The organism is Marinobacter sp. JSM 1782161 (genome assembly GCF_011421605.1).
Taxonomy (GTDB): Bacteria; Pseudomonadota; Gammaproteobacteria; order Pseudomonadales; family Oleiphilaceae; genus Marinobacter_A; species Marinobacter_A bohaiensis.
This window is the reverse complement of the sequence record NZ_WSSA01000002.1, coordinates 87,340-102,496: the sequence shown is the minus strand read 5'-3', so window position 1 is coordinate 102,496 and position 15,157 is coordinate 87,340. Positions and strand designations below refer to the sequence as shown.

10 protein-coding genes are annotated in these 15,157 nt (G+C 63.9%); 3 read left to right on the top strand and 7 right to left on the bottom strand.

The annotated features are described in order from the left end of the window. Positions 1-6: 6 nt before the first annotated feature. From pheA to GQB00_RS00435, 5 genes are all read right to left on the bottom strand, one after another. Positions 7-1,104, bottom strand: a complete 1,098-nt coding sequence (gene pheA / locus GQB00_RS00455; protein ID WP_111496620.1) for a prephenate dehydratase — start codon at positions 1,102-1,104, stop codon at positions 7-9. Between the two features lie 2 nt (positions 1,105-1,106). Next, complete coding sequence (gene serC / locus GQB00_RS00450; protein ID WP_165854861.1) at positions 1,107-2,189, bottom strand: 3-phosphoserine/phosphohydroxythreonine transaminase; 1,083 nt, start codon at positions 2,187-2,189, stop codon at positions 1,107-1,109. A 39-nt stretch (positions 2,190-2,228) separates the two neighbouring features. After that, positions 2,229-4,850, bottom strand: coding sequence for a DNA gyrase subunit A (gene gyrA / locus GQB00_RS00445; protein ID WP_165854860.1), 2,622 nt, complete (start codon positions 4,848-4,850; stop codon positions 2,229-2,231). Between the two features lie 300 nt (positions 4,851-5,150). After that, positions 5,151-6,005, bottom strand: coding sequence for a formyltetrahydrofolate deformylase (purU, locus tag GQB00_RS00440; protein WP_111496623.1), 855 nt, complete (start codon positions 6,003-6,005; stop codon positions 5,151-5,153). A 168-nt stretch (positions 6,006-6,173) separates the two neighbouring features. After that, on the bottom strand, positions 6,174-6,512 hold the full coding sequence (locus GQB00_RS00435; RefSeq protein ID WP_165854859.1) for a 4a-hydroxytetrahydrobiopterin dehydratase: 339 nt from the start codon (positions 6,510-6,512) through the stop codon (positions 6,174-6,176). Between the two features lie 145 nt (positions 6,513-6,657). Between GQB00_RS00435 and imuA the strand changes: the two genes are divergently transcribed. From imuA to GQB00_RS00420, 3 genes are read left to right on the top strand one after another with little or no spacing between them, the layout of a single operon-like run. Next, positions 6,658-7,353 (top strand): translesion DNA synthesis-associated protein ImuA, encoded by a 696-nt coding sequence (gene imuA / locus GQB00_RS00430; RefSeq protein ID WP_165854858.1) that lies wholly within the window; start codon positions 6,658-6,660, stop codon positions 7,351-7,353. Between the two features lie 8 nt (positions 7,354-7,361). After that, positions 7,362-8,771 (top strand): Y-family DNA polymerase, encoded by a 1,410-nt coding sequence (locus GQB00_RS00425; RefSeq protein ID WP_165854857.1) that lies wholly within the window; start codon positions 7,362-7,364, stop codon positions 8,769-8,771. Positions 8,772-8,775: 4 nt separating this feature from the next. Then, positions 8,776-11,898, top strand: coding sequence for an error-prone DNA polymerase (locus GQB00_RS00420; protein ID WP_165854856.1), 3,123 nt, complete (start codon positions 8,776-8,778; stop codon positions 11,896-11,898). Between the two features lie 110 nt (positions 11,899-12,008). Here the strand turns inward: GQB00_RS00420 and GQB00_RS00415 are convergent, their stop codons facing one another. Both GQB00_RS00415 and oadA read right to left on the bottom strand, forming a co-directional pair. Further along, complete coding sequence (locus GQB00_RS00415; RefSeq protein WP_228160589.1) at positions 12,009-13,331, bottom strand: sodium ion-translocating decarboxylase subunit beta; 1,323 nt, start codon at positions 13,329-13,331, stop codon at positions 12,009-12,011. Positions 13,332-13,344: 13 nt separating this feature from the next. Then, complete coding sequence (gene oadA, locus GQB00_RS00410) at positions 13,345-15,138, bottom strand: sodium-extruding oxaloacetate decarboxylase subunit alpha (protein ID WP_111496629.1); 1,794 nt, start codon at positions 15,136-15,138, stop codon at positions 13,345-13,347. Between the last annotated feature and the right edge of the window lie 19 nt (positions 15,139-15,157).

Sequence of the window (15,157 nt, the reverse complement as noted above, 5' to 3'; positions counted from 1 at the left end):
TCACCCCTAAAGCACGCCGATGGGGTAAGACCCCAGACGCTTGAGTTCCACTGCGCCGGCATCGATTTCCCGCAGCACGGCCTGCACCCGCGGATCGTCGGCGTGCGCCTCGAAATCGATGTAAAACACGTACGCCCAGGTGCCGCTCGGGGAGGGCCGGGTTTCAATCCGAGTCAGACTCAGGCCGTGACGGTGGAACGGTTCCAGCAGCTCGTACAGGGCGCCCGGTTTGTTACGCATGGACACCAGGATGGAGGATTTGTCCTGGCCGCTGGGGCCGACCTCTTCCCGCCCGATGATCAGGAAGCGGGTCGTGTTGTCCGGACGATCCTCAATGGTGCCCGCCAGTTTGCGTAACCCGTACAGCTCAGCCGCCATATCGCCGGCAATCGCCGCCGTTCCGGGCTCTTCGGCCGCCCGCCGCGCCGCTTCCGCGTTGCTGCTAACGGCCACGCGCTCAACGCCGCTCCAGTGAGCGTCCAGCCACTGGCGGCACTGGGCAAAGGATTGCTGGTGCGAGTAGATGCGGGTGATGGCGCCATCGTCTGTTTCCGCGCCGGTCAGCAGGTGATGATGGATACGGAGCTGCACCTCGCCACAGATCTTGAGCGGCGACGCCATGAACATATCCAGGGTGTGATTGATCATGCCCTCGGTGGAATTCTCCACCGGCACCACACCGTAATGAGCCTCGCCGGATTCCACTTCGCGGAAGACGTCGTCGATCGCCGGCAGCGGCACACTGACCACGGAGTGCCCGAAATGCTTGAGCGCCGCTGCCTGGGTGAAGGTGCCTTCGGGGCCGAGAAACGCGATGTGCATGGGCTTTTCCAGCCCCAGACAGGCTGACATGATCTCGCGGAACAGTCGTGCCATCTCTTCGCCCGGCAGCGGTCCCGGATTGTCTTCCTTGATCCGGCGCAGGATCTGCGCTTCGCGCTCGGGTCGATAGAAGAAAACGTCCTCGTCCGGACGCGCCGCCGTTTTCACGTGGGCGACTTCCTGGGCGCACTCGGCGCGGGCGCTGATCAGCGCCATGATCTGCTTGTCGATGCTGTCGATGCGCTCGCGCAGCTCCGCCAGCCGGGTCTGTTCATCGCTCATAATCAGCCCCGCTCCTTCTCGAACGCCGTCATGTAGTCGATCAGCGCGTCAACGCCCGCTTCGGGCATGGCGTTGTAGATGGATGCCCGCATGCCGCCCACGCTGCGATGCCCCTTGAGGTTCAGCAGGGAGCGCGCCTCGGCGCCTTTGAGGAACTCGGCGTTGAGCCCATCGTCCGCCAGAGTGAACGGCACGTTCATCCAGGATCGGAAGCGCGGCTCGATCGGGTTGGCGTAGAAGTCGCTGGTGTCGATGAAATCGTACAGCTTGCGAGCCTTGCGCTGATTGATTTCGCCCATGGCGGCCACACCGCCCTGGGCCTTGAGCCATTTGAACACCAGCCCCGCCAGGTACCAGGAATAGGTCGCCGGCGTGTTGTACATGGAGCCGTTGTCAGCGATGGTCTTGTAATCCAGCATGGTCGGCGTACCGGGACGGGCATGCCCCAGCAGGTCCTTGCGGATAATCACCACCACCAGACCGGACGGTCCGATGTTTTTCTGGGCGCCGGCATAGATCAGGCCGAACTTCGAGATATCCACCGGCCGCGACAGCATGGTAGAGGACATATCCGCCACCAGCGGCACGCCGCCGGACTCGGGGACGAAGTCATACTCCAGCCCACCGATGGTTTCGTTTGGCGTGTAATGCAGATAGGCGGCGTCCGGGCGGGTCTGCCACTCGGCCTGACCGGGAATCGTCGTAAACCCCTGCGCTTCGCTGGAAGCCGCTACGTTTACATCGGCAAAGCGCCGGGCTTCGGCGATGGCCTTCTTCGACCAGATGCCGGTGTTGACGTAGTCGGCGCTCGACTTCTCGCCCAACAGATTGAGCGGCACGGTGGCGAACTGACTGCTGGCGCCGCCCTGCATGAACAGCACCGCGTAGTCGTCGGACACGCCCGCCAGTTCCCGGAGATCCTGCTCGGCGGTCTCGGCAATCGCGACAAACTCGTCGCTGCGGTGACTCATTTCCATCACCGACATGCCGGTGCCCTGCCAGTCCAGCATTTCCTCCCGGGCCTGCCGGAGGACCTCTTCCGGCAAGGTCGCCGGGCCCGCACAGAAGTTATACGCTCTGCTCATTACCGCCTGCTCTCTCCTCGTTACTGGGAATGCGGACCGTCAGTCCGCATCGCCTCCGGTTTCCGGCGCGTCGGTCGCGCCTTCTTCCGCGGCGCCTTCATCGCCCTCACCCTCTTCGCTTTCATCGTCGCTTTCGGCGATGCGCTGAACCGCCACCAGGCGCTCGTCTTCCTGGGCCAGACGGATCAGGCGTACACCCTGGGTGTTCCGGCTCAGCAGGGAAACCTCACCGGTGCTGGAGCGCACCAGGGTGCCCTTGTCGGAGATCAGCATCATCTCATCGCCTTCGAACACCTGGGTCGCCGACACCAGGTTACCGTTACGCTCGGAACACTGCATGGCGATGACGCCCTGGCTGCCACGACTGTAGGCCGGGAATTCTTCCAGCTGGGTGCGCTTGCCATAGCCGTTTTCACTGGCGGTCAGGATCATGCCGTCTTCTTCCGGAATGATCAGAGACACCACGCGGTGGCCCTCAGGCATCTTGATACCACGCACACCGCGCGCAGTCCGACCCATTGCGCGCACCTGCTCTTCCTGGAAACGCACGGCCTTGCCGGCGGAGGAGAACAGCATGACCTCGGACTCGCCGGCGGTAATGGCCGCGCCGATCAGGGTGTCGCCCTCGTCCAGGGACAGGGCAATCAGGCCACTGCTGCGCGGGCGCGAGAAGTTCGGCAGCGGGGTCTTCTTGACCACACCGGCGGAGGTCGCCATCAGCACGTAATGGTCTTCCGGATAATCGCGCACCGGCAGGAAGGTGGTGACACGCTCATCCTCGTCCAGCGGCAGAATGTTGACCATCGGCCGGCCCCGCGCCCCGCGGCTGGCCTGGGGAATCTCGAACACCCGCAGCCAGTACACCTTACCCTTGTTGGTGAAACACAGGATGGTGTCGTGGGAGTTGGCGACCAGCAGCTTCTCGATGAAATCCTCTTCCTTCATCGCGGTCGAGGAGCGGCCACGGCCACCACGGCGCTGGGCCTGGTAAGCCTCCACCGGCTGGGTCTTGGCGTAACCGTTGTGGGAGATGGTCACCACCAGGTCTTCCTCGTCGATCAGATCGGCGATGGTCAGGTCGCGGCGGGAGCTGGTGATCTCGGTGCGGCGCTCGTCGCCGAACTCGGACACGATGGCTTCCAGCTCTTCCTGAATGACTTCCATCAGGCGCGCCGGCTCGCTGAGGATGTGGATCAGCTCGGCGATCTTGTCGAGGATTTCCTTGTATTCGTTCTGCAGCTTCTCGGTTTCCAGACCGGTCAGGCGGTGCAGGCGCAGGTCCAGAATGGCCTGGGCCTGCTCCGGCGACAGGTGGTAGATCCCGTCGCGCATGCCGAAGATCTCCGGCAGATCGTCCGGACGACAGGCGTCCTGACCGGCGCGTTCGAGCATGTCGGACACCTGCCCCGGCTGCCAGCCTTTGGCCAGCAGCTTTTCCTTGGCTTCCGCCGCGGACGGGGACTGCTTGATCAGCTCGATGACTTCGTCGATGTTGGCCAGTGCAACCGTGAGACCTTCCAGGATGTGGCCGCGCTCACGGGCCTTGCGCAGTTCGTAGATGGTCCGGCGGGTAACCACTTCGCGCCGGTGACGGACAAACGCTTCCAGGATTTCCTTCAGGTTGAGGATCTTCGGCTCGCCGTTGATCAGCGCCACCATGTTGATGCCGAACACGGTTTCCATCTGGGTGTGGGCAAACAGGTTGTTGACCACCACCTCGGCGTTCTCGCCCCGGCGCAGCTCAATTACCACGCGGATGCCTTCCTTGTTGGACTCGTCGCGCAGCTCGGAGATGCCCTCGACGCGCTTCTCCTTGACCAGCTCGGCGATCTTCTCGATCAGACGGGCCTTGTTAAGCTGGTACGGCAGCTGGGTGATGATGATGGCCTCGCGACCGGTCTTCTTGTCGATCACCTCGATCTCGTGGCGGGCACGGATATAGATGCGACCGCGACCGGTGCGGTAGGCCTCGATGATGCCGGCACGGCCGTTGATGATGCCTTCGGTCGGGAAATCCGGCCCCGGGATGTATTCCATCAGCTCATCGATGGTGATATCCGGGTTATCCATCAGCGCCAGGCAGCCGCTGACCACTTCTTTCAGGTTGTGCGGCGGAATGTTGGTCGCCATGCCTACGGCAATGCCGGAGGAACCGTTGACCAGCAGGTTGGGCACACGGGTCGGCAGGACGTCGGGAATCTGCTCGGTGCCGTCGTAGTTGGGTACGAAGTCGACGGTTTCCTTGTCCAGATCCGCCAGCAGCGAGTGCGCAATCTTCTCCATGCGGATCTCGGTGTAACGCATGGCCGCCGCGTTATCACCGTCGATGGAGCCAAAGTTACCCTGGCCGTCTACCAGCGGGTAGCGCATGGAAAACGGCTGAGCCATCCGCACGATGGTGTCGTAAACCGCGGAATCGCCATGCGGGTGGTATTTACCGATGACGTCACCCACCACACGGGCGGATTTCTTGTAGGCCTTGTTCCAGTCGTTGTTCAGCTCCGACATCGCGAACAGGACACGACGGTGAACCGGCTTGAGGCCGTCGCGGACATCGGGCAGGGCCCGCCCGACGATCACGCTCATGGCGTAATCGAGATAGGACTGTTTCAGCTCGTCTTCAATATTTACGGGCAGGATCTCTTTGGCTAATTCACCCATCGAGAAGGATTCCTTTGCGTTTGCTGGAAGTCGTCCTTGCGGGAATCGGCATTGGCTCCGCTTCCCGGACACTGGCTTTCCGGACTGGCTTCTTCGGCCACCGGAAACGACCTTGCCGGACGCTGCTTTATTCGCCGGGGAAACATGGCCCCTCTCGCACGTGAGAGGCTCCCCAGGGCGGATTTATAAGCCGTCGATGATACCACAATCGAGGCCCCGGGGTGACATCGAAATGCCGTCTAAATGAAGGAAGGAAGTCAGCTTTCCGGAGGTCGGGCGACCTCCGGATCAAACCTGCGTTCAGGTGAAAACGACGGTCTTGTTCTCGTGAGTGATGACGCGGTCCTCAATGTGCGAACGCAAGCCTCGGGCCAGCACATTCTTCTCGACATCCTTGCCCAGTCGCACCATGTCCTCAATGGTGTCGCTGTGGCTGACGCGAATGACGTCCTGCTCGATGATTGGCCCCTCGTCCAGGTCCTGGGTCACGTAGTGGCAGGTGGCGCCAATCAGCTTGACCCCGCGACTGTAAGCCTGGTGGTAAGGACGCGCGCCGGCGAACGACGGCAGGAAGCTGTGATGGATATTGATCACCTTGCCGGCGTACTGCTCGCACACCTCCGGCGGCAGGATCTGCATGTAGCGGGCCAGCACGATCACATCCGCGCCGTAGTGGGCGAACAGATTATTCACCTCGGCGAAGGCTTCGGGCTTGTTGTCCCTGGTCACCGGTACGTGGTGATAGGGAATATCGTGCCACTCCACCATGCGGCGCAGGTCGTCGTGGTTGGAGATCACCGCCACGATTTCCGCGTTCAGCTCCTTGCTGTGCCAGCGGTGCAGCAGGTCCGCCAGACAGTGAGACTCCTTGGAGCACATCAGCACAACCTTCTTGGGCTCGGCGGAATCCGCCACATGCCAGGTCATGTCGAATTCCCGGGCAATCGGCTCGAAGGCGGCGCGGAACTGATCCAGGCCGAAGGGAATGGAACTGGCCTTGATCTCGTGCCGCATAAAGAACCAGCCGGCCTGGTTGTCGGCGTGGTGGCTGGCCTCGGTGATCCAGCCGTTGTAGGTAGTCAGGAAGTTACTGACCTTGGCCACGATGCCAACCCGGTCAGGACAGGAAATCACCAGACGATATGTATGTTCCATGCGTTATCACAGCCATCCGGAAAGGCCGCCGCCGGAAGCCCGCAGGCAGCCTCTCATTCAATCTCGGAGACGGAAAACGGCGGCACGGCCGCTTTCCAGCGAAACGCCGCATGATAACGGATTGTCCGGGCCGGCGTAAGCCACCGGTCCGGCGGGAATTACCGAGACTCAGTGCGCCAGGTCGTCGGTACGAGCGGCCATGATGAAGTCGTTGCGATGCAGGCCGCCGATCTTGTGGGTCCACCAGTGAACCGTGACCTTGCCGTACTCGGTCAGCAGGGCCGGATGATGCCCCTCCGACTCGGCCAACTCGCCCACCTTGTTGGTGAACGCCAATGCCTCGGCGAAATTCCTGAAGCGGAATACCCGCTCAAGCTGCCGCTCGCCATCCCGGGTCACCACCACCCAATCCGGCAGGTCGGCGCTGAGGGTATCGAGCTCCTTGCCGGTGACCTCGGGCGCATCGGCACGACAGGCTTCGCAGGACTCGGATTTCAACTCTGACATGACTTCCTCCTTGGTCCGGAATGGTCAGTCACAGCCTGCGCCCCACCCCGAAACAGGTCAACCCCCTTGCAAGCCATCCCACTCTTTGCAAACGACCACCCTCAACCTATACTGTATAAATAAACAGTATCGCAGAGAGACACGCATGCGCGAGATCCTCGACCAGCTACTCGACAACGCCCGCATCTGGCAGGCCAGCCGCCACCAGCAGGTCCTGGGTGCGGCAGCGGAGAGCACCGGCTTTGCCGCGCTCGACGCGCAACTGCCCGGCGGCGGTTGGCCCCGTGGCGCCCTGATTGAATGCCTGACCCCCGCCCCCGGCATTGGCGAACTGCGCCTGCTGCTGCCGGCCCTGTGCCGCCTGTCCCGTGCCGGGCAGACCGTATTCTGGATCGACCCGCCCCACACACCCTACGCACCGGCCCTGGCCCGGGCGCAGGTGGAGCTGAACCAGGTGGTGAGTATGCAGACCCAAAGCCGGGAGGACCGGCTCTGGGCCCTGGAGAACTGCCTGCGCTCGCACACCACCGGCCTGGCCATGATCTGGCTCGATACCGCCAGGCGCAGCGACATCCGCCGAATCCAGTTGGCCGCCGAAGCGGGCGATAATCTGTGCGTCCTGTTCCGGGACGCGCGCTATGCCGACCAGTCCTCCCCCGCTGCCCTGCGCCTGCAGCTGACCCCCCTGGCGAACGGCCAGTTGCAGGCGAATATCCTCAAACGCCGTGGCGGCTGGCCCGTCGACGGCCTCACCCTGCCCCTGGCGCCAGTGGCTCCGGCACAGGATGCCGAAGCCCTGCCTGGCAACGTCATCCGCGGCCCCTGGCCCCAACCGCACTGAGATCCGGCATGCTGTGGCTTTACCTGCACTTTCCCCACCTGTTGCTGGAGCATTTCAGCCAGAGCGAGACCTCGCCCCGCCCCATGGCACTGGTCAGCGGATACCCGCCACGGGTCACCCAGCTCAACCCGGAAGCCGCCCGGGCGGGCGTAACGATTGGCCAGAGCCCCCAGACCGCCAGCGCCCTGGCGGACGGCCTGCAACTGATTCCCGCCGACATGGAAGAGCAGGCCCGGGTTCTGGAGCAGCAAGCTGCCTGGCTCTACCGCCAGGCCGCCCGCATCAGCCTCTACCCACCGGACGGCCTCCTGGTCGAGGCCGGCAGCCTGCGTCGCCTGCACGGCGGCCTGGACAATCTGTGGCGCACCCTGGAAGCGGAGCTGGGCCGACGCCACCTGAGTGCCCAGCTGGCCTGCGGTAGCACGCCCCTGGGCGCCCGCCTACTGGCGCGCAGCAACAGCGGGCACTGCACCGATGACACCCGGCGCCTGCGGCACTCCCTGGATAGCCTAGACATCGGCCACACCGACCTGGACGAGCGAACCATCGAACGCCTGCAGCGCATGGGCCTGCACACTCTGGGGCAGGTGCTCACCCTGCCTGATCGGGAGCTGGCCCGGCGCCTGGGACCGGAGACCTGCCTGATGCTGCAGAAGATCGAGGGGCGGGCCGCTGATCCGCAGTCAGACTGGCAACCCCCACCCTACTTTCACCGCCGCCTGGATTTCGCCGAGGATGTGGAACACAGCAGCGGCCTGCTCTTTCCCCTGCAGCGCGCCCTGCAGGAACTGGAAACGGAGTTGCGCTGGCGCCAGCAGCACACCGACACACTGCAACTGGAAATCCGTCACCGCAGTCAGCCGGTCACCTCTCTGCCGCTTCGCTCCACCGCGCCGGAACACCGTGCCAGCGCCTTTCTCGACCTGGCGCACCTGAAACTGGACCGGCACACCCTGGAGGCGCCAGCCATTGGCCTGTCCCTCAAGGTGCGGCGCTTTATCGGGCGGGAAGCGCCGACCGGCGACGACCTGTTCGGCGACACTCCCAACGCCCGCGACGAAGCCCGCCAGCACCTGCTCAGCCGGCTGCAGGCGCGCCTGGGAGAAGACGCCCTGCATCGGCCGACCCTGCGGGCCGACCACCGCCCCGAGCAGGCCTGGACCGCGTCTCCAATGCGGGCCATGGCGGCAACAGCCAGCGACCTGCCACGCCGACCGCTGTGGCTGTTGCGTGCGCCCCAGCCGCTACAGGAAATGCCGCAACTCTGGCTGGCCGGCCCCGAACGCATCAGCGCCGGCTGGTGGGACGGCGAGCGCGTCCAACGCGACTATTACATCGCCCGGCTGCACAGCGGCCAGACCGGCTGGCTGTTCCGGGACGTGACCGGCGGCTGGTTCATCCACGGCTGGTTCGGGTAAAACCATGAGCTACGCGGAACTCCACTGCCTGAGCAACTTCAGCTTCCTGCGCGGCGCTTCCCATCCGCACGAACTGGCCGGGGAAGCCGCCCGCCTCGGCTACCGGGCGCTGGCCATCACCGACGAATGCTCGGTGGCCGGCATGCCGCGCGCTTTTGCCGCCCTGAAGGACAGCCCGGTCAAGCTGATCACCGGCAGCGAGTTCCGCCTGCAATCGCCGGACGGCCTGCTGGTCCTGCTGGCCCGCACCCGCACCGGCTACGGCCAGCTCTGCCAATTGATCACCAGCGCCCGGCGCCGCGCCGAGAAAGGGCACTACACGCTCCTCGGGGACGATCTGGACACCCACCCCCTGGACGAGTGCCTGGCCCTGTGGGGAGCCGCGCCGGTGGTGGACTCCAACGAGCTCGACGTCGGTCGCTGGCTGAAACAACACTTCCCCGACCGCCTCTGGATCATGGCCGAGCGCCCCCTGACCGACCGCGATGAAGACAACATGACCGGCTGGCACCAGTTGGCCCGTCGCCTGGACCTGCCGGTCGTGGCCACCGGCAACGTCCACATGCACCAGCGCGGCCGGCAACCGCTGCAGGATGTGCTGACCGCCGTACGCCACGGCTGCACCGTCGCCGAGGCGGGGCATCGCCTGTTTGCCAACGGCGAGCGCTACCTGCGTCCGATCGATACCCTGCGCAAACTGTTCCCGGACGCCTGGATCGAGCAGAGCCGGATCATTGCCGACCAGTGCACCTTCAGCCCCGCCGAGCTGCGCTACCAGTATCCACCGGAGGTGGTACCGGAGGGCCATACACCGCAAAGCTACCTGCGCGAACTCACCGAGCGTGGCATTCGCTGGCGCTTCCCCGACGGTATTCCCGCGGACAAGCGGGCGCTGGTGGAGAAAGAGCTGACGCTGATCCGGGAGAAAGCCTACGAGCCCTACTTCCTGACCATCCACGACATCGTGGCGTTCGCCCGACGCCAGGGCATCCTGTGCCAGGGCCGCGGGTCATCCGCCAACTCCGTGGTCTGCTACTGCCTGGGCATCACCGCCGTCGATCCGTCACAGGTGGAACTCCTCTTCGAGCGCTTCATCTCAGCGGACCGGGACGAGCCGCCGGACATCGACGTGGACTTCGAGCACGAGCGGCGCGAGGAAGTGATCCAGTACATCTACCGGCGCTACGGCCGCGAGCGCGCCGCCCTGGCGGCCACCGTGATCCGCTACCGTCAGCGCAGCGCCATCCGCGATGTGGGCAAGGCGCTGGGTTTCGACCTGCACCTGCTGGAACAGATGATTGGCAACGTGGACTGGCGCGACCGGGAACAGGACTGGCGGGAACAACTGCTGCAGAAAGGCCTGGCGAAATCCGCACGGGCTGTGGAACAGTTCCTGACGCTGGTGAAGACGCTGATCGGGTTTCCCCGCCACCTGTCCCAGCATGTGGGCGGTTTCGTTATCAGCGAGGGAGCCCTGGCGGAGCTGGTGCCGGTCGAAAACGCCAGCATGCCGGACCGCACGGTAATCCAGTGGGACAAGGAAGATCTGGAAAGCCTGAACCTGATGAAGGTGGACGTGCTGGCGCTGGGCATGCTGTCCGCCATACGCAAGGCGCTCGACCTGATTGGCCGCAAGACGGATCGCGCACTCGGAATGGCCGACATCCCCACGGAAGACAAGCGGGTGTACGACATGCTCTGCAGCGGCGACAGCATCGGCGTTTTCCAGGTGGAGTCCCGCGCCCAGATCAACATGCTGCCCCGGCTCAGGCCGCGAACATACTACGACCTGGTCATCCAGGTCGCCATCGTCCGCCCGGGCCCGATCCAGGGGGATATGGTGCATCCCTTCCTGAAGCGCCGGAACAGGCTGGAAGACCCCGACTACGGCCAGGACCCGGAGATCGAAGCCGTCCTCAAGCGAACCGAGGGCGTCCCCATCTTCCAGGAGCAGGCCATCAAGCTGGCCATGGTGGCGGCGGACTTCTCCGGCAGCGAGGCCGACAAGCTACGCCGGGCCATGGCCGCCTGGAAATCCGACGGGGATCTCACCCCGTTCAGGGAGAAGCTGATCAACGGCATGCGCGCCAAGGGCCACACCGATACCTTTGCCGAAAAAATCTACACGCAACTGAGCGGCTTCGGCGGCTACGGCTTCCCGGAATCCCATGCCGCCAGCTTCGCCCTGCTGGTTTACGTGTCCGCCTGGATCAAACGACACCATGCACCCATCTTTTATTGCGCGCTGCTCAACAGCCAGCCAATGGGATTCTACTCACCGTCGCAGTTGATCCAGGACGCCCGACGTCACCGTGTGCCGGTTCAGCCTATCGACGTCAACCACAGCCACTGGGATCACACCCTGGAACACGGCTACAAGCATCTGCGTCTGGGCCTGCGGATCGTAAAGGGCCTCAGCCAGGCAGGAGCTCATCGGCTGGTCGACGCGCGTCCGGCAGCCGGCTACGCGTCCATCGAGCAGATCCGCCACCGGGCCGGCCTCGACAACCGGGACCTGGAGTGCCTGGCCAGCGCCGGCGCCCTGCAGGGCTTCAGCGACAACCGCCACCAGGCTCGCTGGGATATCCTCGAATACGACGCTCCGGCGCCATTATTCGCGCAGGAGGATGCGCCGGCCTACCGCATCTCACCGGAGCACGGGTCAGCCCCCGCCGTCCCTGGCGACCGCGTGCGCATGCCCGAGCCTTCGGAAGGCCAGAACATCCTGGAGGACTACGACAGCCAGGGGCTGACCCTGCAGCGCCATCCGCTGGCCCTGCTACGGGAACAGGGGCACCTGCGTCACTGCCACACCACCGACAGCCTGAAAGCCGAAACCAGCGGGCGCCCGGTGCACGTTGCGGGGCTGGTCACCGGCCGCCAGCGGCCCGGCTCCGGCAAGGGCGTGACCTTCGTGACGCTGGAGGATGAAACGGGGAACACCAACGTCGTGGTCTGGCTCAACACCGCACGCCAACAGCGCCAGCCACTGCTCAAGGCACGGCTGCTGCACGTCAAGGGAGTGCTGGAACGGGAAGGCGATATCGTGCATGTGATGGCCGGCAAGCTGACCGATCTCAGCCACCTGCTGGGCACACTGAAGATCCATTCGCGGGACTTCCGATAACCCCTCAGACAACCGCCCGCCGGTTCGCACACGGCGCGCCTCCGAACCGCTGCCCCTGAAACAGAAAAGCCCCGCCAGGGCGGGGCTTTCTGGAACGAACGGCGGGAGGATCAGCCGAGCAGCTTGATCATCACGCCCGCAGCAACGGCCGAACCGATCACGCCGGCCACGTTCGGGCCCATCGCGTGCATCAGCAGGAAGTTGTGCGGGTTGGCGTCGAGGCCCACCTTGTTGGAGACCCGCGCCGCCATGGGCACCGCCGAGACACCGGCGGAACCGATCAACGGGTTGATCTGCTCCTTGGTGAAGGCGTTCATTGCCTTGGCCATCAACACACCACACGCGGTACCGATACAGAACGCCACCATACCCAGTGCGAGAATACCCAGGGTCTGCAGGTCCAGGAACTTGTCGGCACCCAGCTTGGAGCCGACGGACAGCCCCAGCACGATGGTCACGATGTTGATCAGCGCGTTCTGCGCGGTATCGCTCAGACGCTCCACCACACCGCACTCGCGCATCAGGTTACCGAAGCAGAACATGCCCAGCAGCGGCGCTGCGTCCGGCAGGAACAGCACCACCAGGATCAGGACAACGATCGGGAACACGATCTTTTCCTGCTTGCTGACATGACGCAGCTGGCTCATCTTGATGGCCCGTTCCTTCTGGGACGTCAAGGCCTTCATGATGGGCGGCTGGATCATCGGCACCAGCGCCATGTACGAGTAGGCGGCTACCGCGATTGCACCCAGCAGATGCGGGGCCAGAATGCTGGAGACGTAGATCGAGGTCGGGCCGTCGGCACCGCCGATGATACCGATGGCAGCCGCTTCGAGGATCGTGAAATCCATAACGCCCGAGCCATCCAGCAGCGCCGCACCGATGACGGTGCCGAAGATGCCGAACTGGGCGGCGGCGCCCAGCAGCAGGGTCTTCGGGTTGGCCAGCAGAGGGCCGAAATCCGTCATCGCCCCAACGCCCATGAAAATCAGCAGAGGCGCCACACCACTGGCAATCGCCACGGTGTAGAAGTTGTAAAGCATGCCGTTGGAGTAGCCCTGGTCCTGCGCTACGGCGTTTGCCGCCGCAACCATCGAATGGCTCGCTTCCTTATAGGCCAGCTTGAACGCCTGCAGCACGTCCGGCGTTACGCTCTGCGCGGCCTCATACGGCACGTTCAGGGCACTGGCCAGAGCCGCCAGTGTCTCGGGGCGTGCGACGTGGATCGCGTTTTCCGCCGCAGACAGGGCCAGCCCCGCCTCCGGGATATTCGCCAGGATACCGCCGAAGCCAATCGGCACCAGCAGCAGCGGCTCAAAGCCCTTGCGAATCGCAAGGAACAGCAGCAGAAGGCCAACGACGATCATCGCCGCCTGACCAATACTCAGGTTGAACAGGCCACTCCCTGTCCATAGTGTCATCATTTTATCCATGGAATGCTGGCCCTTATGCGATTGTCAGCATTTCATCGCCGACGGCGACGGCATCACCAACCTTGATGAAGACTTCGCCGATGGTACCGGCCTTGGGTGCGCGCACTTCTGTTTCCATTTTCATGGCTTCCAGAATGATCATCACGTCACCTTCTTCCACGGCCTGACCCGGGGACACCAGTACCTTGAAGATGTTGCCGCCCAGCGGCGCCGGAACCGGCTCGCCACCGCCTGTGGGTGCCGCCGCCGGAGCGCCTGCGGCCGGTGCTGCGCCGCCACCCTGGGACTGGATCTGGCTGATCTCACCGCCGGCCTCAACCGCAACCACGTAGTCCTTGCCGTTGACGTTGACGGTGTAGGTTTCCGGACCGGATGCTTTCGCCGGGGCCGCAGCGGCTGCGGCGTCTTCAGCCGTCGGAGCCGGCTCGAACGCATCGGCGTTGCCCCGGTTTTCCAGGAATTTCAGGCCGATCTGCGGGAACAGGGCGTAGGTCAGCACGTCGTCGACGGTGTCCGCCGCGAGCTTGATACCCTTTTCTTCAGCCAGTTTCTTCAGTTCGTCGGCCAACTTGTCCATTTCGGGCTCAAGCAGATCCGCCGGACGGCAGGTGACCGGGTCCTTGCCTTCCAGAACGCGCTCCTGCAGCTCCTTGTTGTAAGGCGCCGGCGCGGAACCGTATTCGCCTTTCAGGACCGCCGCGGTCTCCTTGGAGATCGACTTGTAACGCTCGCCCGTCAGCACGTTGAGCACCGCCTGGGTGCCAACAATCTGGGAAGTGGGCGTCACCAGCGGGATGAAGCCCAGGTCTTCGCGCACCTTGGGAATCTCGGCGAGAACGTCATCGAACTTGTCCGAGGCGTTCTGCTCGCGCAGCTGGTTTTCCATGTTGGTCAGCATGCCACCCGGCACCTGGGCGGTCAGAATGCGGGAATCAACGCCGCGCAGGCTGCCTTCGAATTTCGCGTACTTCTTGCGCACCTCACGGAAATAGCCGGCGATCTCTTCGAGCAGATGGATATCGAGGCCGGTGTCACGCTCGGTGCCTTCCAGGATGGCCACCACGGATTCGGTGGGCGAGTGACCGTAGGTCATGCTCATCGAGGAAATCGCGGTGTCGACGTTGTCGATACCGGCTTCCGCCGCCTTGAGCGCCGTCGCGGTGGACATACCGGTCGTGGCATGACACTGCATGTGCACGGGCACGGACAGCGCCTTCTTCAGCTTGGTGACCAGCTCGTAGGCCGTGTATGGCTTGAGCAGCCCCGCCATGTCCTTGATGGCGATGGAATCGGCGCCCATGGACTCGATTTCCTTGGCCAGATCGACCCACATGTCGATGGTATGGACCGGGCTCACGGTGTAGGAAATAGTACCCTGGGCATGCTTGCCCATCTCACGCACGGCCTTGATGGCGGTTTCCAGGTTGCGCGGGTCGTTCATCGCGTCAAAGATACGGAACACGTCGACGCCATTTTCGGCGGCACGTTCGCTGAAGCGCTTGACCACGTCGTCGGCGTAGTGGCGGTAGCCCAGCAGGTTCTGGCCACGCAGGAGCATCTGCTGCGGCGTGTTGGGCATGGCTTTCTTGAGTTCGCGGATGCGCTCCCAGGGATCCTCACCCAGGTAGCGAATGCATGAATCGAAGGTGGCGCCACCCCAGGATTCCAGGGACCAGAAGCCCACCTGATCCAGCTTCTCGGCGATGGGCAGCATGTCGTCCAGTCGCATCCGGGTGGCCAGCAGGGATTGATGCGCATCACGCAGGATGACATCGGTAATCCCCAGTGGTTTTTTTGTATCTGTCATCGTGTCAGCCTTCTTTCTG